Raw genomic sequence first — 21,177 nt, forward strand, 5'->3', positions numbered from 1 at the left:
ATATATATTATGAATCCTATTGCTGATAAAAACCAAGAGAAATATAAACTGGCTGCATGAAACAAAAAGGGTAGGTCAATTTACTTTTGACACACCCTCGTCGGTTGTGTCGGGCGTAAGATATTACGCCCCTACAGGCTTTCGAGAGAATATCATTTTTTTGTCATGTTTTGTGTATATGTGTTACTTTTTGCCACCTCTCTCCCCGCTCTCTCCAAAGGGAGAGAGGGCTGCAAGCCGCGACAAGAGAGGGAAAAGGTAACAATGGGAAAGTAATAAAAAGGTGTTACATGTGTTACTTTTTGGAAAGATACAAGATACCAGTAGACGAGTTAACGAGTTGGGTGCTGATAAAATATAAACTTGTGTCTCGTATCTTGTTTACTTGTATCTAAAGAAAAAGTAACAATGAAAAAGTGATAAAAAGGTGTTACATGTGTTACTTTTTGGAAAGATACAAGATACCAGTAGACAAGTTAACGAGTTGGGTGCTGATTCGCATTAATTATATGATACCTGTAATGTTGCAAGCTCAGGAAAATGCTTATTAACATAGGATAAATATAAAATATCTCAATTTGCTATGTATGGTTTGCAAAATAATGCATACTTTTGCGAAGTCGATAGATCAAAATAGCATTTTAGAAACTATGAAGAAAGAAAATTTTTCCGAGACGAACATAAGTTATACTACAAAAGAAGCAATAGATGAGGCTAAACGCTGCCTCAATTGCAAGAACCCTCTATGTGTGCAGGGATGCCCCATAGAGCACAATATTCCCGGATTTATCAATCAGCTTTCGATGGGTAATATTGGAGCTGCAATGCAGATAATAAACGAGAAGAGCAACCTGCCCGCTATATGTGGACGCGTTTGCCCACACGAGAAGCAATGTGAGGGAAATTGCATACTCAACAAGAAGAATAACCCCATAAAGGTTGGCAAACTGGAACGGTTTATAGCCGATTTCGACAGCGATATGCTGCTTATTAAAGAACGATTGAAACCTAAAACCAGAGGCAAGGTAGCCATCGTTGGATCTGGGCCTGCGGGTCTGACCGTTGCCGGCGACTTGGCTCGCGAAGGTTTTAACGTCGTGGTTTTCGAAGGGCAGAAAGAACCCGGAGGAGTATTGATGTATGGTATTCCCGAGTATCGCCTGCCGAAAGATATTGTACGCCGCGAAATAAAGAAGATAGAAGCACTTGGCGTCACTTTTATGAACGAATTTATAGTAGGTGAGAAAATGACTGTGGATGAGATGCTCAGCCACGAGTTTGATGCAGTATTCATCGGTTCGGGAACGTCTGTACCCAAGACTTTAGACCTGCCGGGGATAAACCTGTACAAAGTACTACAGTCTTCTTATTTCCTACGAATGGTAAACCTCTACAACAGTGGCGACATAAGCCGGGCGGCAGTGCCTTTGGTAGATGGAGAAGAGATTGCCGTTATAGGTGCAGGCAATGTGGCGATGGATGCTGCGCGCACAGCCCTGCGTATGGGAGCCAGCTCGGTAAAAGTGATTTACCGGGGTACAGAAGACACCCTGCCCGCATTGAAAACCGAATATCACGAAGCCGTTGAAGAAGGGGTTGAGTTCCTTTGGAAAAGCCGTACGGTAGAATGTATCGGGGAAAATAACACGCTGAAGGCCATACGCGTGGAAACTCCCGAAGGAGAAAAGATAATGCCTATAAACCGCGTATTGATAGCCATAGGTTCTAAACCAGCAAACCGCATTGTATCTACTTCGCTGGGAATAGATGTTGACGATAACGGCTATGTTATCACAAAAGATTACCCTTATGGCATGACTACCCGCAAAGGGGTGTTTGCCGGCGGCGATGTAGTACATACCCCGCAAACCGTAGTGCTGGCTATGCGCGAGGCCAAACAGGTGGCAATAGGTATTGCCCAGTACGTAGATGCTGTAAAACTATTGGGAGGCAATTGACCGGGATTTTAATAATCCCAATTTTCTTCCCATTCGTCCTGATAGTCGCGATATTCGTCGCCATAGGCAACGCCTACTACAATCAGGCCGGCAAGGGCAGTTACTCCTAGTACAGTATATAGCGCGTTGTAGTTGGCAGGTTTTATCATATAGAATACATCGCCTCTTTCTCCCATATCTGTCACAAAGTCTTTAGGCTTTAAAGATGTTTTGAGCAGGTTGGTCATATAAAAATCCTGAGTATAAGCCATCGGCATCTCGGGTTTATAATAGAGAGTAAGGTAGCTTTGGAACCTCATAGGCGTATCGCCCGGAGTAAACTCCATCCGCTTCACGTTGGTGCTGCTATTCGTATTCAGCCCGACAGTAGTCGACTTGTACGATTTGGTTTCGAGGGTTTTATAGTCGGGCAACAAGCTCAAGGGTATTTCCGACACCATAGATTGCGGCGGGATGAATGTAGGCTTTCCCGGAATATTCAGCACTCCGCCGATGATACTTGATGAATATGTAAAGGTTCCGTCGGTCGTGCCATGCGTTTCGATGCTGCCCTCGAATGGGATTGTTTTTCCTGTATAGGAATATGCCATTCCACCTATAATCATAGCCGACCGTTCCCAGTCTACATACAGGGGTTCGTTCAGCTTGTTGAAGATAGTGATCTGCATCGGTGCACCTTCGCCCCTGAAACTATGGGCAATCCAAAGGCTGTCGGTTTCGAGCAGGAAGTCGCCATTGTCTACTTTCTCTATATATTCGTTGGTGGAGTTCAGTGTAGAATAGTAGTATGTAGCCTGGCAAGACGAAAGAGATGTCACAATGATTGCAATAGCTATATATATCTGATATTTCATCGCTATTAGTTTTAGGTTTTCTATATTTTTGATACAATGTTAACTTTTTTACATAAAAAAAGCAAATGTGATATGTTATTAAAACGAAAATCCCTTAGAAGCTCTTTACTTTTAAGGGATTATATTGTCAGAAAACAGCTTTATCAAGCTTTTTTCGCCATCCTTTTCCGATCGTTTTCGTCCAGATATATTTTACGGAGACGGATAGAGTGCGGGGTCACCTCCACATATTCATCTTCTTTTATATACTCAAGGGCGTCTTCGAGACTAAAAATGATGGCTGGAGCCAGTTTCACCTTGTCGTCGCTACCCGATGCACGCACATTGGTCAACTTTTTCGATTTGGTGAGGTTTACCACAAGGTCGCCTTCTTTGCTGTGTTCGCCCACTATCTGCCCCATGTATATGTCGGTTTGTGGTTCTACGAAGAAACGTCCCCTGTCTTGCAACTTATCCAGCGCATAGGCAAAGGCGTTGCCCGATTCGCTGGCTATTATCGAGCCATTGGCACGCTTGTCTATATCGCCTTTCCACGGCTGAAATTCGAGGAAACGGTGTGCAATAACGGCTTCTCCTGCCGATAGGGTAAGGGCTGCATTGTTAAGCCCGATTATACCGCGCGAAGGGATAGTAAATTCCAGATACACACGATCTTTCTTGCTGCCCATCATCGTAAGTTCTCCTCGGCGACGGGTAACAAGGTCTATTATCTTGCTCGAATATTCTTCCGGCAAGTTTATGGTAAGTTGCTCTACCGGCTCGTGCTTCTCTCCGTTTACTTCCTTAATTATAACCTTAGGCTGCCCCACCTGTAGTTCGTAACCTTCGCGGCGCATGGTTTCTATCAGTATAGACAGGTGTAATATACCCCGCCCGTAAACGATCCAGGAATCGGCATTTTCGGTGTTTTCTACACGCAAAGCCAGATTACGGTCGAGTTCCCTCATCAGGCGGTCGTGAATATGGCGCGATGTAACGTATTTACCATCTTTGCCAAAGAATGGCGAATCGTTGATGGTAAAGAGCATCGACATCGTAGGCTCGTCAATGTCGATAGTCGGTAGCGGTTCGGGATTTTCGATATCGGCAATAGAATCTCCGATTTCGAACCCTTCGATGCCGATCAGCGCGCATATATCCCCGCAACTGGCACTCGATACTTTTGCCCGTCCAAGACCTTCGAATGTATTGATTTCTTTTATTTTGGTCTTTATAATACTCCCGTCCCGCTTACATAGCGAGACTTCCATATTCTCTTTCAGCTCTCCCCTATGTATGCGGCCTATAGCGATACGCCCTACATATTTAGAGTAGTCGAGCGAAGTGATAAGCATCTGTGGCGTTCCTTCCAATATTTCGGGAGAGGGAATATATTCCACAATAGCATCGAGCAAAGGAGTGATGTCTTCTGTCGGCTTGTTCCAGTCTTCCGACATCCAGCCTTGTTTGGCCGAGCCATATATGGTAGGGAAGTCAAGTTGTTCTTCTGTGGCATCGAGGCTGAACATAAGGTCGAAGACCATCTCGTGCACTTCGTCGGGGCGGCAATTGGGCTTGTCTACTTTGTTGATAACCACGATAGGCTTCAATCCCATTTGTATAGCCTTTTGCAATACGAAACGTGTTTGCGGCATTGGCCCTTCGAATGCATCGACAAGAAGCAGGCAACCATCTGCCATATTCAATACCCGTTCTACCTCGCCACCGAAGTCGGCATGGCCGGGGGTATCTATTATATTGATCTTTGTTCCTTTGTAATTGATGGATACGTTTTTCGACAGGATTGTTATTCCCCGCTCGCGTTCCAAGTCGTTATTGTCTAATATGAGTTCGCCTGATGATTGGTTTTCTCTGAAAAGTTGTCCGGCAAGAAGCATTTTGTCCACAAGTGTTGTCTTACCATGATCGACGTGCGCAATAATCGCAATATTCCTAATATTTTGCATATAAATGTTTTGAGGGTGCAAAGGTACGACTTTTTGGCTACAAGTCAATCAAAAGATAGCGAATATTGAAAACCAAAGGAGAATACCGGCAGGATATTTACTTTAGCAGCCCCATATCTTTCAACTTGGTTTTTATGCTATTATCCTCATGGATAAATATATAATCTCCCAGTAGGCTTAAATGATTTTCTTGGGATGACAGTATGCCATCATTCAGTTTATATGGCTTATAACAGAGCCTTTGGAACATATTTAATATAGGCTCTTCGTTCTCTTTCCATACTTCTACCTGCACTATGGGCTTGTGAGTATTTATAATACTTTCCATATCCGACAAAACGACATGTTCAAAGCCTTCAATGTCGCATTTTATATAGTCGAGCCTATCGAGAGATGCAAACAAGCGCGATGGTATCTTCATTTGAGCGTCGAATGTAAACTCTTGGGCATTAATATCCCCGTCCCTGTCCGAATCGTAGACATGAGGAAGCCCGGTTCTTAAGTATCCTACCCTGGGGGAGCTAACCAACTTTATGTCTTTTTCTTCTTTGCCTAAGGCGTAAGGATAAAGTATTATATTCTTTCTCTCTTTTGCCTTCTTGTTGAATACCTTGTTGTACAGTTCTATTGGCTCTACCGAATAGACCTTGCCCGATCTCCCTGTCCACGACGAGAATAGAATGGAATAGTATCCCAGGTTGGCGCCAATATCTACAATAACGTCTCCTCTTTTGATAAGCTTTTTGGCGAAATAGTGATATTCATATTCCTTGTTTTTCTTTAGGGCACCTAGTTTGTACATAACAAAAAACGACCTTTGCAACAGTTGCAAATAGTTTTCGAGACTAAGGATGCGGAAGAGTGTTTTTTGAATATACTTTTTCATCTATAATATTGAGCAAGCAATAGCATTTGGCTTTACCGGCAGTAAATAATCAGTTAAGGAAAAAAGGATAGAATAAATATACTGGAATGCCCCGTTATCCCATATAGCCTCTGACAATCCCGCGCGGCGAACCTTTTATAAAGTCTACAATAAGGCGCATCTCCGGAGTTTCTTCAAAGCCCTGCTCTATTTTTGCAACAGCGTCGGTAAAGTTGAAACCAGCCTGATAAATCATGCGATATATTTCCTGTATTTCGTTTATTTTTTCATTTGCATACCCATTTCTTCGCAAACCTATAAGGTTCACTCCCGAATAGCATACCGGTTCGCGTCCTGCTATGATAAATGGAGGGATGTCTTTTCCCAAGCGTGTGCCACCTTGTATCATTACATGAGCCCCGATACGGGTAAATTGGTGAACCAATGTTCCTCCGCTCAATATGGCATGATGGTCTACTTCTACTTCTCCTGCCAACTGGGTAGCATTTCCCAATATAACATAGTCTTTTACTACACAATCGTGGGCTACATGGCTATACGCCATCAACAGGCAGTTGCTACCTACGGTGGTGTGTCCTCTCGATGCTGTACCCCTGTTTATAGTCACACATTCCCTTACCGTTGTGCCGTCGCCAACGATGGCCAAGGTATCTTCTCCTTTAAACTTGAGGTCTTGCGGCACTCCTGCAACAACAGCCCCCGGGAATATGCGGCAGTTTTTACCGACACGCGCGCCATTTCGTATATTCGCACCCGACATTATCAGTGTACCGTCCCCGATTTCCACGTTTTCGTCGATGAAAGCAAAGGGTTCTACTGTTACATTTTCTCCGAGCTTAGCTTTCGGATGTATATAAGCAAGATTTGAAATATTAGACATGGCTATATGTATTATTTGTTCTTAGCTATTTGAGCTGTAAATTCGGCTTCGGATACAAGTTTCTCGCCAACGAAGGCAAATCCTTTCATATTGGCTATACCCCTCCTTATTTCGGAAGTCAGGTCGAGCCTGAATATCAGGGTATCGCCGGGAACAACCTTACTGCGGAATTTCACATTATCTATTTTCAGGAAATAGGTAGAGTACCTTTCAGGTTCGTCTACTTGCGAAAGCACCAATAATCCTCCTACCTGAGCCATCGCCTCTATTTGCAATACACCGGGCATAACAGGTTCTTGAGGAAAGTGTCCCTGAAAAAACAGTTCGTTCACACTCAGGTTTTTAATTCCCACGATATGTTTTTCGGCTATTTCGATAACCTTGTCTACCATCAAAAAGGGATACCTGTGCGGCAACAGCTCTTTTATTTTGTTGATATCGAATACCGGCTCTTTATTCGGGTCATAAATGGGAGGTTGCACCTCGTTTTGCTTGATTTGCTTACGCACCAACCGGGCAAGCTTATTGTTTATTTTATGTCCCGGGCGGGTAGCAATAATGCGTCCTTTTATGGGTTTCCCGATGAGAGCCATATCGCCAATGATGTCGAGCAACTTATGACGCGCCGGTTCGTTCGGGTATTGTATTTGTTTATTGTTGAGATACCCCAATTCTGTTGCATCCTTGTGTGGTACCCCCAGAAGATCGGCTAAACTATTCAGTTCGGGCTGTGATATTTGACGCTCGTATATTACGATGGCATTATCCAGGTCTCCTCCTTTAATTAGCCCCGCGTCGCGCAATTGTTGTATTTCGCGCACAAAGACAAATGTACGGCAACTGGCTATTTCTTTATCAAAGTCTTCCAGGTTGTCTAACGATGCCGATTGATTTGGTATGTATTTAGATTCAAATTCTATAAACGAGTTGATACAGAAACGGTCGTCGGGGAGCAGTGTTAGCTTCGACCCGGTTTCTTCATCTACTACTTCCATTTTGCGGCGTACTACGAAGTAATCGCGTTCTTCTGTCTGCTCTTCCAGCCCTACTCTACGTATTGCATCTACGTACTGGATAGAGCTTCCGTCAAGTATCGGAAATTCAGGAGCATTTACTTCTATCAGGCAATTATCTATACGCAAGGCATATAAAGCAGCCATCGCGTGTTCGACTGTACTTACTGATACGTCTCCCTTAATTAAAACTGTTCCTCGTTGTGTATTACCTACATTTTCGGCAATCATATCAATAACAGGCTGATCGTCAAGATCAACTCTTTTTACTTTATAGCCAAAATTGTCGGGGGCAGGGTTGAATGTAATTGTAATAGGTAATCCAGTATGTAAACCTTTTCCTGTTAGGGTAAAACTCTCTTTTAGCGTATGTTGCTTACTCATTATATATTAAGGCTAGTTTTTTATTCGTTTGGGTTAGTTTTCAATTGTTCTATTTCTTTTTGCAGTTGAGCTATCTGCCGGTACATTTCAGGTAGTTTAGGGAATATGATACTCGACCTGAAGAAATCTTTTACTGGTATGGCCGGAGCTCCCAACAGCTGGGCTCCCGGTTTTATATTGCTTATTATACCCGCTTGCGCGCCGATATTAGCTCCATCGCCGATGGTAATATGTCCGCCGAGTCCTACCTGTCCGCCAAACATGCAATTCTTGCCTACTTTGGTAGAGCCGGAAATGCCTACTTGTGCAGCCATCACAGTATTTTCGCCCACTTCTACATTGTGGGCTATTTGAATAAGGTTGTCTAGTTTTACTCCTTTGTGTATTATCGTAGCATCCATTACAGCACGGTCGATAGTGGTGTTAGCCCCTATCTCTACATCGTCTTCTACAACGACAATTCCCATTTGCGGGATTTTTTTGTATACCCCGTTTTCAGGGGCAAAACCAAAACCGTCACTTCCTATTACTACTCCGGCATGCATAATACAGTTGTTTCCTATTTTGCAATCCTGATATACTTTTACTCCGGGATATAATATTGTGTTTTCCCCAACAGTAACACCGTCGCCGATATATACCTGCGGATATATCTTGGCACCTTTGCCTATTGTGGCATTATCGCCGATGTAGGCAAATGCCCCTACATACACGTCGGCTTCTACCTTTGCCGAAGGCGATATATAAGACATCGGTTCTACTCCCGTTTTCTTCGGCTTCGATTTTTCTACCATATCCAACAGTATTGCTAATGCCGAATAAGCACTGGCACAACGGATAAGCGTAGCTTTTACTGGTTGTTCGGCCACAAAATCGTTATTAACCAACACAATACTAGCCTCGGTGGAGTAGATATAGTTTGTATATTTAGGATTAGCCAGAAATGTAAGTGTTCCCGGTTTGCCTTCTTCTATTTTAGAAAAGTTATATACAGCAACAGAAGGATCGCCTTCTATCGTGCCGTTTAATACAGTTGCAATTTGTTCTGCAGTGAAGGATACTTGCATAAATACTTATAAAAAAATCAAATTCGGTACCTCTTTAAGAAGTGCGAAATAAGCAATAATTTTTCAAATATATTACTTTTATCCTTAAAAAAACGGTTTAAGAAGGTGAAATATTGTATCATTACTCTATCTTTCCGTAAAAAGAAATGGATTGCCTGTCATTATCCAGCACTGTGAGGGTTGCATATCCGCTATCGCTCATTTTCAATGTAAGCCTGTATTTTTTCTTGTTTTCGTCTTTGGTTTCTATCGTAGCATCCCAGTTTCCGTCGCCATTATCTATCAAATCGTATTCGAAATTGGTACTGGTAAATTTAATGCCTCCCTCGTCGGACGGATAAGGAGCAGTATATGCCCTGCCGAAATATGGAAGATAGCTGCTTATGGTATCCTTGCTGACTTTTAGCGAATAGGGGTAACTAAGGCTGACAGACCTGCCGCCCATCGGCAGTGCCGTTTGTGGCAGAAAGCTATAGTCCATAGATTCTATTTTCGCCGTAGTCTGTGCTATCTCTTCGGCTTTAGACAGGCCACTGCCACTTTTGCAGCTAATTAAGAGGGCTGTTATTGCTATAAGAAAAATTATCTTTTTCATATTCTTATCTCCTTTTTTGATTTAGGTTGAACAAAAGGCGGCAAACCGAACAGTGATATTATAATTCTGTAGAGTTTTGCCTGTAGTTTTTCCTTCTTAAAGATAAAATAAAAACGTATCTATTGCTGCAAATGTTTTATTTACATTGATAAAAAAGGTAAAAAGGACACTGCAACCAGTAAGATCAGAGATGCATAGAATAGCAATACCGTAGCTTTTTGTTCGGCCAAGGCAAAGTAATGTGCGAGCAATAATGCTCCGGCAGTCAGGATGATATACAAATTCAGCAATACATTCATATTGACAAATATAAACAAGGTAGCAGCTGATATGATAATAAAGTCGAGAAGCAAGAGATACATCCTGATCTTGATTTTGTCTTTGTGCCTATGGATGTAATTATCTATGAGGATAATTACCAGCAAAGCTGTAGAAAACACGAATACTACCCAATCGAAAGTAGTAAAGTTAAGGAAAGGCAGTTCTCCGAAAGGCACTGATTGGAGCAAGATGAAAGGCCGGGTAAAATCGTCGACACTTCCAAAGAAATAAAAGAGTGAAAATACCGGGACATAAATGACCACGATACTTAGTATCGATGCCAGAAAGGCCCTGAAGTTGAAACTCCTCATTATACCCAGATATATCCACAGCAATGGGATATAAATGAACATGGAAGGTGTAAACAGGCTCCCCAAAGCTAAAATAAAACTGCTGCGAAAAGCGTAAATCTGCTTATCGGGCGTGTTGTATGATGCAAAAAGTATGGCTATGACATAAAAGAACATCAATCCGCAAATATGTTCCGGCGAGATCAATATAAAAGCGGAATTGGTGTTCGATACCAAAATCATTATAGCAGCCGGAAGCAGCGTCCGCCGCCTTATCAGTACATATTTGGTATTTATATGTGCAGCCAGAAAGGCCAGCCCGGCTGTGAGCAAACAACTGCCAAGTATGGCGATCAGCGGAGACTTGACCCACGGTGCGATGTAATCCCATAAGTAGCCGTCTACCCCTGTTACCGGAATGAATAGCTGCTCTACATTGAAATAATACAATACCCGTATCAACAAGGTAAAGACAATGGAAAAGATAAGTATGCCTTTTCCTTCTACCACATTATTTTTATATGATTTGGGTATTGCCATATTATTTCAGGTCGAAACCTATATCTTTTCTGTAATATTTCTTGTCGAATGATATCTTTTCTGCATTCTCGAAAGATGCTGCTAAGGCTTCTTCTTTTGTGTTGCCATACGAACTGACAGCTATTACACGTCCGCCATTCGTAAGCACTTTGCCATCGGAGAGCTTCGTGCCGGCATGAAAAAGTATGCTGCCATCTACGGTGTCGAGCCCGGTTATCTCCTTGTTTTTCTCATAGTCGCCCGGATATCCGCCCGATACCAGCATTACGGTTACTGCATATCTATCATCTATTAGCAGTTCTTTGTTACCTAAATCGCCATTAGCCACCCCTTCGAGCAAAGAAACGAGATCGGATTTTATCCTGAGCATTACGGCCTCGGTTTCGGGGTCGCCCATGCGCACATTGTATTCTATCACCATCGGTTCGCCTTTTACCTCAATCAGCCCGAGGAAGATAAAGCCCTTGTAAATGATATTATCTTTCTTCAGCCCTTCGATGGTTGGCTTTACAATCCTGTCTTCTACTTTCTTCATAAAGATATCATCGGCAAACGAAACCGGCGAAACGGCTCCCATGCCTCCGGTATTCAACCCGGTATCGCCTTCGCCTATACGCTTGTAATCTTTGGCTACAGGTAGTATTTTGTATGAATCGCCATCGGTCAGTACAAAAACCGAGCATTCGATACCCGAAAGAAATTCTTCGATAACGACAGTACGGCTTGCATCGCCAAACATACCGCTAAGCATTTCTTTCAGTTCGGCTTTAGCTTCTTCCAGGTCTTGTATAATCAATACCCCTTTGCCTGCTGCCAATCCATCTGCTTTCAGCACGTATGGAGCTTCCAATTCTCCGAGAAACGCATATGCTTCATCCAGTTGGTCGAGGGTAAAGCTTTTGTATCGCGCGGTAGGGATATTGTGGCGTATCATAAACTGTTTGGCAAAGTCTTTGCTCCCCTCCAGTTCTGCCCCCTTTTTCGATGGTCCAACAACGGGTATATGTTTTACTTCTTCATCGTTCACAAAGAAGTCGTAGACACCTTTTACCAATGGTTCTTCCGGCCCTACTACCACCATGTCCACATTGTTGTCCAACACAAATTGTTTGATAGCGGGGAAATCTGTTATCGACAATTCTACATTCTGTCCTATCAGGTGTGTGCCTGCATTTCCGGGGGCAATGAATAGGTTACCGACCTTATTGCTTTGCTTTATCTTCCATGCCAGAGCATTCTCGCGTCCACCGCTTCCAAGTAACAATATGTTCATAGTAGTTGTTATAATATGATTATGAGCTTAAAAATTCTATGTCCGCAAAGATACATGATTATTTTATTAAGATAAAAATCAGAGATATTTATTGTAAGTTTACACGCTGAAAAATATAGAAAAAGCAATGTCTTACTGGGAAAATGGAACATTTAAACGTACCGAACTGTTAATAGGTAGCACAATGATGGACAAGTTGTCCGACACCCGCGTCATTATATTCGGCGTAGGAGGGGTAGGCAGCTGGTGTGCCGAGAGCCTCGTCCGCACCGGGATAAAACGCCTGACTATCGTAGATTCCGACAAGGTAGCCGAAACAAATATCAACCGCCAGTTGATGGCTACGACAAAGACTATCGGGCGTCTGAAAGTAGATGTACTGAAAGAACGCCTGCTTGAGATCAACCCCGATGCCGAAATTACTGCCATTGCAGGAGTCTATAGTGAAGAAACTTCCGGGTCTTTCGATATAGGTTCGTACAACTATGTAATAGATGCCATCGACAGCCTGAAACATAAGGTTCACCTGATAAGGACTGCCACACGTACAAAAGCCAGACTGTTTTCCTCTATGGGGGCAGCATTGAAGATAGACCCTACAAGGATAAAAGTCGCCGAGTTCTGGAAAGTGCAGGGTTGCCCTTTGGCGGCAGCATTGCGCAGGAAAATGAAGCAGGGTGAAAAGCCAGCAAGGAAATTCCAGTGCGTATATAGCGACGAACTGCTTGAAAACAAAGGGCTCTTGTACGAAAACGATGAGTCGAAAAACTCGGAGGTAGCCCGTCAGGAAAATCCAAGTGTAAAGGCTAGCATCAATGGCACATTGGCACATATTACAGCTATCTTCGGCTTCGCGCTTGCCGGATTGGTAATAAAGGATATATGTAAAGAATAATATCAAAATAGAAATATAACAATGGAAAATTTACAACTTAATTATGGCGCATCGAATAGCCAACGGGCTACAATGGCGGTTTTAGCTTCCTACTTCGCCCTGTTTGGATGCTATGTTGCTGTATTGCAATTGATAGCCAAAAGCTACAACATCCTGTTTTTCGGGGCTTTGATCCTTTTTGTACTCGCTCTTTTTCTTGTACTGAAAAATACTGCATGGAAGCCTGCTCCGGTATTGGAGATAGATACCAATAAAATAGAATCGAACCTGCCGGGCAAGAAAAAGATATCGGTAGAGTGGGTAAATGTAAGCAAGGTGAATATAGGAACAAGCTATTTTGTCTTCCTCACCAATGGCGAGCAGAAGCAGCGGGATATGGACTTGTCCGACCTGCGTTTCAGCGACCTCAAAACCGCAAAAAGCAAGATAATAGAGTTGTGTGAGCATAAGAATATACCTTATCATAACGACTGAAAATATGGAAGCTGCTATAAGGCAGCTTTTTTGTTTACAATAAATAATGTAGATTTGTACTACTTTTTATTAATAATTATCTATACAAAACCGATAAAAGAACTAACACGTGAAAACAGAAAACGAAGAAAAAGTAAGCGGATTGCCCGAAAATGCTTTTCGCGAACTTAAGCCCGGAGAAGAATATTCTCCAATCATGTCGCCCGACAGACAGTATAAGGAAGTAACTCCCTGGTCGATAATCTGGGGGCTGGTAATGGCTGTCATATTCAGTGCTGCCGCAGCCTATCTTGGACTGAAAGTAGGGCAAGTGTTCGAGGCCGCCATACCTATTGCCATCATCGCTGTGGGCTTATCTACCGCTGCCAAGCGGAAGAATGCGCTGGGCGAGAATGTCATTATCCAGTCGATAGGGGCAAGTAGCGGAGTGATAGTTGCAGGGGCAATATTTACATTGCCGGCGCTGTACATACTACAAGCCAAATACCCGGATATCTCGGTAGAGTTTTTCCAAGTCTTCCTCAGCTCGTTGCTGGGAGGTATATTAGGTATCCTATTCCTTATCCCTTTCCGCAAGTACTTTGTTTCCGATATGCATGGCAAATATCCTTTCCCTGAGGCTACTGCTACCACGCAGGTATTAGTGTCGGGCGAAAAAGGAGGCGACCAGGCCAAGCCATTGATCTTTGCCGGTATCATCGGCGGACTATACGATTTTATTATCGCTACATTCGGTGCATGGTCGGAAGTCTTTACTTCGCGCGTGCTGCCTTTCGGCGAGACTGTTGCCAATAAAGCTAAAATGCTGTTCAGCATAAACGTAGGTGCTGCCGTACTTGGCTTAGGATATATCGTCGGCCTGAAATACGCCGCCATAATCTGTGCCGGTTCGGCATTGGTATGGTTTGTCCTTGTTCCCCTGATGCCATTGCTTGGCGACAGTGTATTACAGGCAATCAATGCTGCCCCATATCTTGAAGGCGGCGACCTTGCCCTGGGAGGAATTGCCGCTGCAAGCCCTGAGGTTATATTTTCTACAATGGCGCGTCATATAGGTATCGGCGGTATAGCTATGGCAGGTATCATCGGCATCGTAAAATCGTGGGGCATCATAAAAGGCGCTGTCGGCCTGGCATCCAAAGAACTGAAAGGCAACAAGAAAGGCGTTTCGGAAGATGTGAAACGCACACAACGCGATATCTCCATGAAGATAATATCTATCGGTGTTATCCTTGCCTTACTGGCCACATTCATCTTCTTCTGGCTGGGAGTAATCCACAACCTGTTTTTCGCCATCATCGCTATCTTGCTGGTTGCTATTATCGCATTCCTGTTTACTACCGTAGCCGCCAATGCAATAGCAATAGTGGGTACGAACCCGGTATCGGGTATGACCTTGATGACACTTATCCTAGCTTCCGTTATCCTCGTAGCCGTAGGCCTTAAAGGAACGATGGGTATGGTTTCGGCGCTCATCATCGGGGGTGTGGTTTGTACAGCCTTGTCGATGGCGGGCGGTTTCATTACCGACCTCAAGATAGGCTACTGGCTTGGTACTACTCCTGCTAAACAGCAATCGTGGAAATTCCTTGGTACACTTATCTCTGCCGCTACGGTAGGCGGGGTAATGATAATACTGAACGACACCTACGGCTTCACTCCGGGCGACCCTAACGCTCTAGTCGCTCCTCAGGCCAATGCTATGGCTGCCGTTATCGACCCGCTGATGTCGGGTACAGGCGCGCCTTGGATACTTTACGGAATAGGTGCGTTGATAGCCTTGCTCCTCAATTTTATGAAAGTTCCGGCTCTGGCGTTTGCGCTGGGTATGTTTATTCCGTTCCACCTGAATATCCCTTTGGTTGTCGGCGGTGCTATCAACTGGTATGTTGGCAGCCGCAGCAAGGATAAAGACCTGAATACGGCTCGGGTAGACCGCGGCACGCTCATCGCTTCGGGCTTTATTGCCGGCGGTGCTTTGATGGGTGTGGTAAGCGCTGTACTCAGATACCTCAACTTCGATTTCGAGATTACAGGCTGGGCAGGCAGCGACCTGTCGCAAATACTATCTGTATTTATGTACGCTGCCATAATCTTCTACTTTGGCAGTGCGGCAATGAAAGCTAAGAAAGATTAAGATCAAGTAACTGTTAGGAAATAATAATAGCCCTGCGGGATTACCCTGTCAGGGCTATTTTCATTCTATATCTCAATCTGTTCTCCTAAAAATTTAGGGCCTTTCCCTATGATTATATCAATGAACACTTTTACGCGGGCAAATACTTCTCTTATCTTAGTGCGGTACGACGAGCGGTTCAGGTTTAGATCCCTGGCATTGTATCCATAAGCATCCAGCCCGTAATATTGGGCGAGGAATACAGCCCGTTCGTTGTGAAACTCTTGCGAGACGATAATAAAGGCATCCTGTCCGAATATCTTATTCATACGGACTACAGAGTCTAGTGTGCGGAATCCTGCATAATCGAGATGGATAACGCTGTCGGGAACACCCGCTTCTATAAGAGCCTGGCGCATATCTTCGGCTTCGTTGTAGTCTTTCCGGCTGTTGTCGCCGCTAACCACGAAGGCTTTGACTTTACCCACCCGATACAATTCACTTGCGGCTTGTATGCGATAGGAGAAATACGGGTTTTGCCTGCTGCCGATATAACGTGCAGCCCCTAATACCAGAGCTGCCTTCTGAGGTGGCACGCTGTCAACGTTATTGTAAATATACTTTTCCGTATCATGCGGTATTTTCCAGTTGGCAAAAACGACTATTGCAACAACGGATATTAGTCCTATAAGAACAATAGCCATAATTCTTTTGATCCTTTTTTTCGTTCGCTTTTTCATCAGATACGGTCTAATACTTTTACAATAAGGTCTTCAATCGAGCCTTTGTAATTAGCATTCGATTCACCCGCCAGACGGTTGGCAATTATAGTGCAGACGGTCATTGCACGGTGTCCCATCAGTCGACCCATTCCGGCAAGCGGGGCGCTTTCCATCTCGTAGTTGGTGATGGTATCTTCTTCAAACCTGAACGATTCTATCCTGCTGTTGAGGTCGGGATTAGCCAACGATAGGCGCACATGCCTTCCTTGCGGACCATAAAAGCCGATGGCAGAAATAGTCGCTCCTTTTATCATATCGTGCCCGATTTGTGCTACAAGCTGTTCGTCTGCCTTTACTACATAAGGGGAACAGTGTTGCGGATTCCACCCTACATGCTTTTTGAAAGCCTCCTCGAAATCCAAAAGGCAAATATTATTTCTGCCTTCATAATAGTTGAGTACACCATCGAACCCAATAGATTTTGCAGCTACTACATACGAACCAATCGGACAATGGGGTTGCAAGCCTCCCGATGTGCCGACACGTACCATCGTAAGCTGGCGAAAGTCTTTCTTTACCTCCCTTGTTCCGAAATCTACATTGGCAAGTGCATCCAGTTCGGTAATTACGATGTCGATATTGTCGGCGCCTATACCATGCGAGAGGGCTGTGATGCGTTTACCCTTATATGTCCCTGTGATGGTGTGGAACTCGCGGCTTTGGATATCGCATTCTATGCTGTCGAAAAACGAGGCCGTAAGGTTTACCCTGCCGGGGTCGCCCATCATTATTATCTTGTCGGCCAGTTGCTCCGGCTTAATATGGAGGTGGAAGACGCTGCCATCGCTATTGATTATCAGTTCCGAATCTGGTATTTTTCTCATATCCTGTATATTATTTTGTTATTTGCTTAGTCTAATATAATTTCTTCCAAAGGATTCCAAAATATATCCTTCCAATTACTGATCCTGTTATTCTTCACCACAATGCCTTCGTCCTCTAATAACCGTTGCATCCTCTCATTATCTCCGAATGCTTCCCTTCCCGAAAGTACGCCCTGACTGTTGACTACCCGGTATGCAGGAATGTTTTTTTCGGAACATTCGCCCATCATTTTGCCAACAAGGCGCGACATGTTCGAATAACCTGCCGCTTTGGCTATAGCGCCATAGCTGGTGGCACGTCCGCGCGGAATTGTTTTTACTATATCATAAATCCCAAGCCTCAGCTTTTCTTTCTCTTCTTTGGTCATGTTCCGGTATTTGCTATAAAGTTATAAAGATTTACTTTTGTAATAAATATAAGAGCCTGTTTAAATTTTAGCGAAATTTTTCTTATAGGCTCTAGCAAATAATCTTAGCAGCCTTTTTATGCTCTTTTAGCGCCTTTTTAGTATTTCCTTCTCGGTTTAGCCCGCTAAACCAGCGAGCAAAACATTAAAAATCCATCTAAAAAAGCTATAAAAAAGTTCTGCTATAAAATTTAAACAGGCTCTAAGAGATATGAAAATTACATTGCTGGTTATAGGAAAGACCGATGCGGGTTACTTTATAAATGCTATCGACGAATATAAAAAACGTCTTGAGCATTATATCCCTTTCGAAATACAGATAATTCAGGACTTGAAAAATACTAAAAGTTTAACAGTAGGGCAGCAAAAAGAAAAGGAAGGCGAGCTTATACTGAAAAGCCTGCAAGCGGGCGATTACCTCGTTTTGCTCGACGACAAAGGCAAGGAATATACCTCCATGCAGTTTGCCTCTTATATCGAGAAGAAGACTCATACGGTTTCCCGCCGGCTGGTGTTTGCCGTTGGCGGCCCTTATGGCTTTTCGGACGATGTATATGCCAAAGCCAGTGAGAAACTGACGCTTTCGCGAATGACCTTTTCGCACCAGATGGTACGCCTGATCTTCGTAGAGCAGCTATACAGGGCGATGACGATACTCAACAATGAGCCTTATCATCACGAATAAGGACAGAAAACTCAGGAGCGATGTGCCCCTGAGTTATTCACACTATATGTCAAAGACGGCTTAGTCGATAAAATCAACTGTCTCTTCTCCAATCATTTGGCGAAGCGTGTTTTTCAGCTTCACATATTGGATAAACAAGTCGTGCTCTGCAACCTTGCTAGGCTCGTGCATCGGGCTCTTGAAGTAGAACGACAACCATTCTTGTATTCCGCTCATTCCTGCACGTTGCGCAAGGTCGGTAAACAATACTAGGTCGAGGCAAAGAGGAGCAGCCAAGATAGAGTCCTTGCAAAGGAAGTCTACTTTCAACTGCATTTTATAGCCCAACCATCCGAACAGGTCGATGTTATCCCAGCCTTCTTTATCGTCCTTGCGAGGAGGATAATAGTTGATACGTACCTTGTGGTAAACGTTTCCGTAAAGCTCTGGATAAAGCTCAGGTTGAAGGATATTGTCGATAACAGACAGTTTAGACTCTTCTTTTGTCTTGAATGAACCCGGATCGTCGAGCACTTCGCCGTCGCGGTTACCAAGGATGTTGGTAGAGAACCATCCGCTAAGACCCAACATACGGGTTTTCAACATTGGCGACAATACAGTCTTCAACATTGTTTGCCCTGTCTTGAAGTCTTTACCGCAGATAGGAGTCTGGGTTTTCTCAGCCAGTTCCCACATTGCAGGTATGTCTACCGTAAGGTTAGGGGCACCGTTGATGTAAGGTATTCCCATCGACACACAAGCATAGGCATAGATATTAGAAGGAGCTATGTCTTTATGGTTTTCTTTCAGTCCTTTTTCGAAAGCGGCAAGCGTTTTGTGTACGTCGCTCAGTGGAGTAAATACTTCGGTACTACCACACCAGATAACAACGATACGGTCGCAACCGTTTTCTTTCTTGAAGTTCTCGATGTCTTGTTTTACTTGTTCTGCCAAGTCCCATTTAGTAGGGGCAGATTTCACCCAAGTTCCGTGAAGGCGTTTTACAAAGTCTTGGTCGAATACGGCTTTCATCGGTTTGATGGCCATCATTTCGTCTTTCACTTTGTCGAGGTCTTCTTTTGTCAATACGTCGGCGTGAACCGCAGCTTCATACGCATTGTCTTCAAAGATGTCCCATCCACCGAATACGATGTCTTTAAGGTCTGCCAAAGGCACAGCATCTTTGATTTTAGGGAAACGGTTTTCTTCCCTTTTACCCAATCGCATGGTTGCCAATTGAGTGATTGAACCTACAGGAACTCCTTGCCCTTTGCGGGTCATCAATGTTCCTGCCATGAATGTGGTGGCTACTGCACCAACTCCTACCGATAGAATACCAAGTTTACCATTGGCTTCTTTCACTTGTACTTTTCCCATTTTTTAGTTTTAAATTGTTAAAATACACTGCAACCCGCAGCAATCCTTTAAACGCGGTGACCTGCGGCAATATGCCGCAAATCTATATAATAGTATAGCTTTGGTGAAGGTCTGGTTTATTTTATTCTCCCAACCCGGGCTTTTCTACCATACAAACGGTATCCATTCTTAAACCAGTCAATCAGACCAACTCTACATTATTACCAAAGTACTGAAGTGTTTATCAACTGTTAGTTGAAGTATGCCTGTTTGTGAAGAGAGGCATTACAAATGTCAACAACGACAAACTTACAATAGCTTCCGCCAAAGCTATTTTTAATAACGAAATAGTATATAATATTATTGCGTGATGAGCAAAGGTATAAAATCATCGGGAAAAACAAAGATATACACCTTACATTTATTTCTTTTTGATATTTTTTTATCCGGATTTTAACAGGAATATCTATCAATATTTTGTGCAAAAAGTAACATATGTAACACCTTTTTTCATTCTTTTCCATTGTTACTTTCCTCCCTCATTTCGTGGCTTAGTCCTACTTTACTTCCATTGGAGGGGTCGAGAGCTTTTTTGTTGCTTACCACAATCCGATACATATTTGCCCGCCTGCTGACAAAGTCTTCCAGTTCCATCTTAGTTTCTTCGTCTACCACTCCTATCTCTGTCGGCTTGGCGTACAGGTCTTCGTTGGCTTCAGAAGTTTTCGCTTTTTTGTTTTCCCTCTCCAAAGCCAGCTTTATGGTGTGGTGATCGGGCATTACTTCTTTTTTCTTTACCACTTTCTTTTTGAGCACCATTTCCTGAGGGTTGCCTTTCGATGGTTCGTAGTACAGCCTTTCTTCGGTGAGGGTATAGCCTTCGAGTTTCTTCTTCAGCGACATACGCGCCAGCATTACCAGTGCTTCGTCGCGCCGTTCAACGGCATCTTCCACCGCTGCACAAAATTCGGGTTTTGTATTCTTCCATTCGTAAAAGGTTTTGCGGTTGATGCCTGTTGCGCGGCATATTTCGGCTACGGTGTACATATCGTGTTCTATCATCTCCAGGATGCGTTCTGCCAGTTTTGTTGTAAATTTTGCCATAATCTTTTCCTTTATAGATAAAGTAAAAAGAATTTGATTGGGATTCCTTCATTACAAATTTCATTCGTCCAACCTTGTTCCCTGCACCGGCAGCCGGTTTTCCGATTAAAAGAATTTTTATGATTTAATTTAATTTGTTTAAGAAATGAACGCTTGAAACACAAAGAACATTAAATAAACAAACTTGGTGAAATATTATTTGTTTCAAAAGCGTCAACTAAAATAAACGACATGGATAATAAAAGGACAATAGCCATTATTACAGACAAAGGCTCTCCCTGCAAGGAAATCAAAGAGAATACGTTGGTAAACGTGTTCAGAATGGAAGGCGACAAGGTTCTGGGCTACGAAAGTATAAAGCTGGAAAATAGCAACAGCTTCCCGAAGCTTCTCGAACTAAAGGAAATCAGCCTGATATATATAGAAACATTGAGCAAGGACATGATGCGGATACTTCAACGGCTTGGGATAAATGTGAAATGTAAAGATGAATGGAGTGGCGACGATTTTATAGGCAAGTTTGTGTTTGGTTAATAATGCGAATCAGG

General features: G+C 43.4%; 20 protein-coding genes. 6 read left to right on the top strand and 14 right to left on the bottom strand.

What is annotated here, in order from left to right; translation table 11 throughout:
* Positions 1-650 precede the first annotated feature (650 nt).
* On the top strand, positions 651-1,958 hold the full coding sequence (locus D0T57_RS02720; RefSeq protein ID WP_163270640.1) for an NAD(P)-dependent oxidoreductase: 1,308 nt from the start codon (positions 651-653) through the stop codon (positions 1,956-1,958).
* 8 nt (positions 1,959-1,966) lie between these two features.
* Here D0T57_RS02720 and D0T57_RS02725 read toward each other — a convergent pair whose 3' ends face one another.
* The 9 genes from D0T57_RS02725 to purD all read right to left on the bottom strand — a co-directional run bounded on the left by D0T57_RS02725 (position 1,967) and on the right by purD (position 12,007).
* The gene (locus D0T57_RS02725; RefSeq protein ID WP_163270641.1) at positions 1,967-2,812 is read right to left on the bottom strand and encodes a hypothetical protein; all 846 of its coding nucleotides are present in this window, start codon (positions 2,810-2,812) and stop codon (positions 1,967-1,969) included.
* Between the two features lie 143 nt (positions 2,813-2,955).
* Complete coding sequence (gene typA / locus D0T57_RS02730) at positions 2,956-4,758, bottom strand: translational GTPase TypA (RefSeq protein ID WP_163270643.1); 1,803 nt, start codon at positions 4,756-4,758, stop codon at positions 2,956-2,958.
* A 97-nt stretch (positions 4,759-4,855) separates the two neighbouring features.
* Positions 4,856-5,644: an FkbM family methyltransferase gene (locus tag D0T57_RS02735; RefSeq protein WP_163270645.1), complete on the bottom strand. Its 789-nt coding sequence runs from the start codon at positions 5,642-5,644 to the stop codon at positions 4,856-4,858.
* 94 nt (positions 5,645-5,738) lie between these two features.
* Positions 5,739-6,524 carry an acyl-ACP--UDP-N-acetylglucosamine O-acyltransferase gene (gene lpxA / locus D0T57_RS02740; protein WP_163270647.1) on the bottom strand — a complete coding sequence of 262 codons (786 nt, stop codon included), beginning with the start codon at positions 6,522-6,524 and terminating at the stop codon, positions 5,739-5,741.
* 11 nt (positions 6,525-6,535) lie between these two features.
* Positions 6,536-7,921, bottom strand: a complete 1,386-nt coding sequence (locus tag D0T57_RS02745) for a bifunctional UDP-3-O-[3-hydroxymyristoyl] N-acetylglucosamine deacetylase/3-hydroxyacyl-ACP dehydratase (RefSeq protein ID WP_163270649.1) — start codon at positions 7,919-7,921, stop codon at positions 6,536-6,538.
* A 20-nt stretch (positions 7,922-7,941) separates the two neighbouring features.
* Positions 7,942-8,988, bottom strand: coding sequence for a UDP-3-O-(3-hydroxymyristoyl)glucosamine N-acyltransferase (gene lpxD / locus D0T57_RS02750; RefSeq protein ID WP_163270651.1), 1,047 nt, complete (start codon positions 8,986-8,988; stop codon positions 7,942-7,944).
* A 121-nt stretch (positions 8,989-9,109) separates the two neighbouring features.
* Positions 9,110-9,583: a DUF4251 domain-containing protein gene (locus tag D0T57_RS02755; protein WP_163270653.1), complete on the bottom strand. Its 474-nt coding sequence runs from the start codon at positions 9,581-9,583 to the stop codon at positions 9,110-9,112.
* Between the two features lie 140 nt (positions 9,584-9,723).
* Entirely contained in the window at positions 9,724-10,734 is a 1,011-nt protein-coding gene (locus D0T57_RS02760) for a hypothetical protein (RefSeq protein ID WP_163270655.1), read from the bottom strand.
* A gap of 1 nt (position 10,735) precedes the next feature.
* Positions 10,736-12,007, bottom strand: a complete 1,272-nt coding sequence (gene purD, locus D0T57_RS02765; protein ID WP_163270657.1) for a phosphoribosylamine--glycine ligase — start codon at positions 12,005-12,007, stop codon at positions 10,736-10,738.
* Between the two features lie 127 nt (positions 12,008-12,134).
* On the opposite strand from purD, the gene D0T57_RS02770 reads away from it, so the two are divergent.
* The 3 genes from D0T57_RS02770 (at position 12,135) to D0T57_RS02780 (ending at position 15,513) form a co-directional block, all read left to right on the top strand.
* Positions 12,135-12,902, top strand: a complete 768-nt coding sequence (locus tag D0T57_RS02770; protein WP_163270659.1) for a ThiF family adenylyltransferase — start codon at positions 12,135-12,137, stop codon at positions 12,900-12,902.
* A gap of 21 nt (positions 12,903-12,923) precedes the next feature.
* Complete coding sequence (locus D0T57_RS02775; RefSeq protein WP_163270661.1) at positions 12,924-13,376, top strand: hypothetical protein; 453 nt, start codon at positions 12,924-12,926, stop codon at positions 13,374-13,376.
* Positions 13,377-13,485: 109 nt separating this feature from the next.
* Positions 13,486-15,513, top strand: a complete 2,028-nt coding sequence (locus D0T57_RS02780) for an OPT family oligopeptide transporter (RefSeq protein WP_163270663.1) — start codon at positions 13,486-13,488, stop codon at positions 15,511-15,513.
* A gap of 65 nt (positions 15,514-15,578) precedes the next feature.
* Here the strand turns inward: D0T57_RS02780 and D0T57_RS02785 are convergent, their stop codons facing one another.
* The 3 genes from D0T57_RS02785 to D0T57_RS02795 are packed head-to-tail and all read right to left on the bottom strand — an operon-like array spanning position 15,579 to position 17,466.
* Entirely contained in the window at positions 15,579-16,196 is a 618-nt protein-coding gene (locus tag D0T57_RS02785; protein ID WP_255490468.1) for a vancomycin high temperature exclusion protein, read from the bottom strand.
* A gap of 35 nt (positions 16,197-16,231) precedes the next feature.
* The gene (locus tag D0T57_RS02790; protein ID WP_163270667.1) at positions 16,232-17,098 is read right to left on the bottom strand and encodes a nucleoside phosphorylase; all 867 of its coding nucleotides are present in this window, start codon (positions 17,096-17,098) and stop codon (positions 16,232-16,234) included.
* Between the two features lie 26 nt (positions 17,099-17,124).
* A complete protein-coding gene (locus D0T57_RS02795) occupies positions 17,125-17,466 on the bottom strand; it encodes an MGMT family protein (protein WP_163270669.1) in 342 nt (113 codons plus the stop codon).
* A gap of 250 nt (positions 17,467-17,716) precedes the next feature.
* Between D0T57_RS02795 and rlmH the strand changes: the two genes are divergently transcribed.
* A complete protein-coding gene (rlmH, locus tag D0T57_RS02800) occupies positions 17,717-18,190 on the top strand; it encodes a 23S rRNA (pseudouridine(1915)-N(3))-methyltransferase RlmH (RefSeq protein ID WP_163270671.1) in 474 nt (157 codons plus the stop codon).
* 60 nt (positions 18,191-18,250) lie between these two features.
* Here the strand turns inward: rlmH and D0T57_RS02805 are convergent, their stop codons facing one another.
* Both D0T57_RS02805 and D0T57_RS02810 read right to left on the bottom strand, forming a co-directional pair.
* The gene (locus D0T57_RS02805; protein ID WP_163270673.1) at positions 18,251-19,546 is read right to left on the bottom strand and encodes an inositol-3-phosphate synthase; all 1,296 of its coding nucleotides are present in this window, start codon (positions 19,544-19,546) and stop codon (positions 18,251-18,253) included.
* Positions 19,547-20,035: 489 nt separating this feature from the next.
* Positions 20,036-20,629: a phBC6A51 family helix-turn-helix protein gene (locus D0T57_RS02810; RefSeq protein ID WP_163270675.1), complete on the bottom strand. Its 594-nt coding sequence runs from the start codon at positions 20,627-20,629 to the stop codon at positions 20,036-20,038.
* A 231-nt stretch (positions 20,630-20,860) separates the two neighbouring features.
* Here D0T57_RS02810 and D0T57_RS02815 point away from each other — a divergent pair, with 231 nt between their 5' ends.
* Positions 20,861-21,163 carry a hypothetical protein gene (locus D0T57_RS02815; RefSeq protein WP_163270677.1) on the top strand — a complete coding sequence of 101 codons (303 nt, stop codon included), beginning with the start codon at positions 20,861-20,863 and terminating at the stop codon, positions 21,161-21,163.
* Positions 21,164-21,177: the final 14 nt, after the last annotated feature.

Origin of the sequence: Dysgonomonas sp. 511, from assembly GCF_010501105.1 — a bacterium.
Classification (GTDB): Bacteria; Bacteroidota; Bacteroidia; order Bacteroidales; family Dysgonomonadaceae; genus Dysgonomonas.

Excerpts from the sequence above, each read along its gene's own strand:
- D0T57_RS02720 (WP_163270640.1), top strand. The coding sequence starts at position 651 with ATGAAGAAAGAAAATTTTTCCGAGACGAACATAAGTTATACTACAAAA.
- D0T57_RS02725 (WP_163270641.1), bottom strand. The coding sequence starts at position 2,812 with ATGAAATATCAGATATATATAGCTATTGCAATCATTGTGACATCTCTT.
- typA (WP_163270643.1), bottom strand. The coding sequence starts at position 4,758 with ATGCAAAATATTAGGAATATTGCGATTATTGCGCACGTCGATCATGGT.
- D0T57_RS02735 (WP_163270645.1), bottom strand. The coding sequence starts at position 5,644 with ATGAAAAAGTATATTCAAAAAACACTCTTCCGCATCCTTAGTCTCGAA.
- lpxA (WP_163270647.1), bottom strand. The coding sequence starts at position 6,524 with ATGTCTAATATTTCAAATCTTGCTTATATACATCCGAAAGCTAAGCTC.
- D0T57_RS02745 (WP_163270649.1), bottom strand. The coding sequence starts at position 7,921 with ATGAGTAAGCAACATACGCTAAAAGAGAGTTTTACCCTAACAGGAAAA.
- lpxD (WP_163270651.1), bottom strand. The coding sequence starts at position 8,988 with ATGCAAGTATCCTTCACTGCAGAACAAATTGCAACTGTATTAAACGGC.
- D0T57_RS02755 (WP_163270653.1), bottom strand. The coding sequence starts at position 9,583 with ATGAAAAAGATAATTTTTCTTATAGCAATAACAGCCCTCTTAATTAGC.
- D0T57_RS02760 (WP_163270655.1), bottom strand. The coding sequence starts at position 10,734 with ATGGCAATACCCAAATCATATAAAAATAATGTGGTAGAAGGAAAAGGC.
- purD (WP_163270657.1), bottom strand. The coding sequence starts at position 12,007 with ATGAACATATTGTTACTTGGAAGCGGTGGACGCGAGAATGCTCTGGCA.
- D0T57_RS02770 (WP_163270659.1), top strand. The coding sequence starts at position 12,135 with ATGTCTTACTGGGAAAATGGAACATTTAAACGTACCGAACTGTTAATA.
- D0T57_RS02775 (WP_163270661.1), top strand. The coding sequence starts at position 12,924 with ATGGAAAATTTACAACTTAATTATGGCGCATCGAATAGCCAACGGGCT.
- D0T57_RS02785 (WP_255490468.1), bottom strand. The coding sequence starts at position 16,196 with ATGGCTATTGTTCTTATAGGACTAATATCCGTTGTTGCAATAGTCGTT.
- D0T57_RS02790 (WP_163270667.1), bottom strand. The coding sequence starts at position 17,098 with ATGAGAAAAATACCAGATTCGGAACTGATAATCAATAGCGATGGCAGC.
- D0T57_RS02795 (WP_163270669.1), bottom strand. The coding sequence starts at position 17,466 with ATGACCAAAGAAGAGAAAGAAAAGCTGAGGCTTGGGATTTATGATATA.
- rlmH (WP_163270671.1), top strand. The coding sequence starts at position 17,717 with ATGAAAATTACATTGCTGGTTATAGGAAAGACCGATGCGGGTTACTTT.
- D0T57_RS02805 (WP_163270673.1), bottom strand. The coding sequence starts at position 19,546 with ATGGGAAAAGTACAAGTGAAAGAAGCCAATGGTAAACTTGGTATTCTA.
- D0T57_RS02810 (WP_163270675.1), bottom strand. The coding sequence starts at position 20,629 with ATGGCAAAATTTACAACAAAACTGGCAGAACGCATCCTGGAGATGATA.
- D0T57_RS02815 (WP_163270677.1), top strand. The coding sequence starts at position 20,861 with ATGGATAATAAAAGGACAATAGCCATTATTACAGACAAAGGCTCTCCC.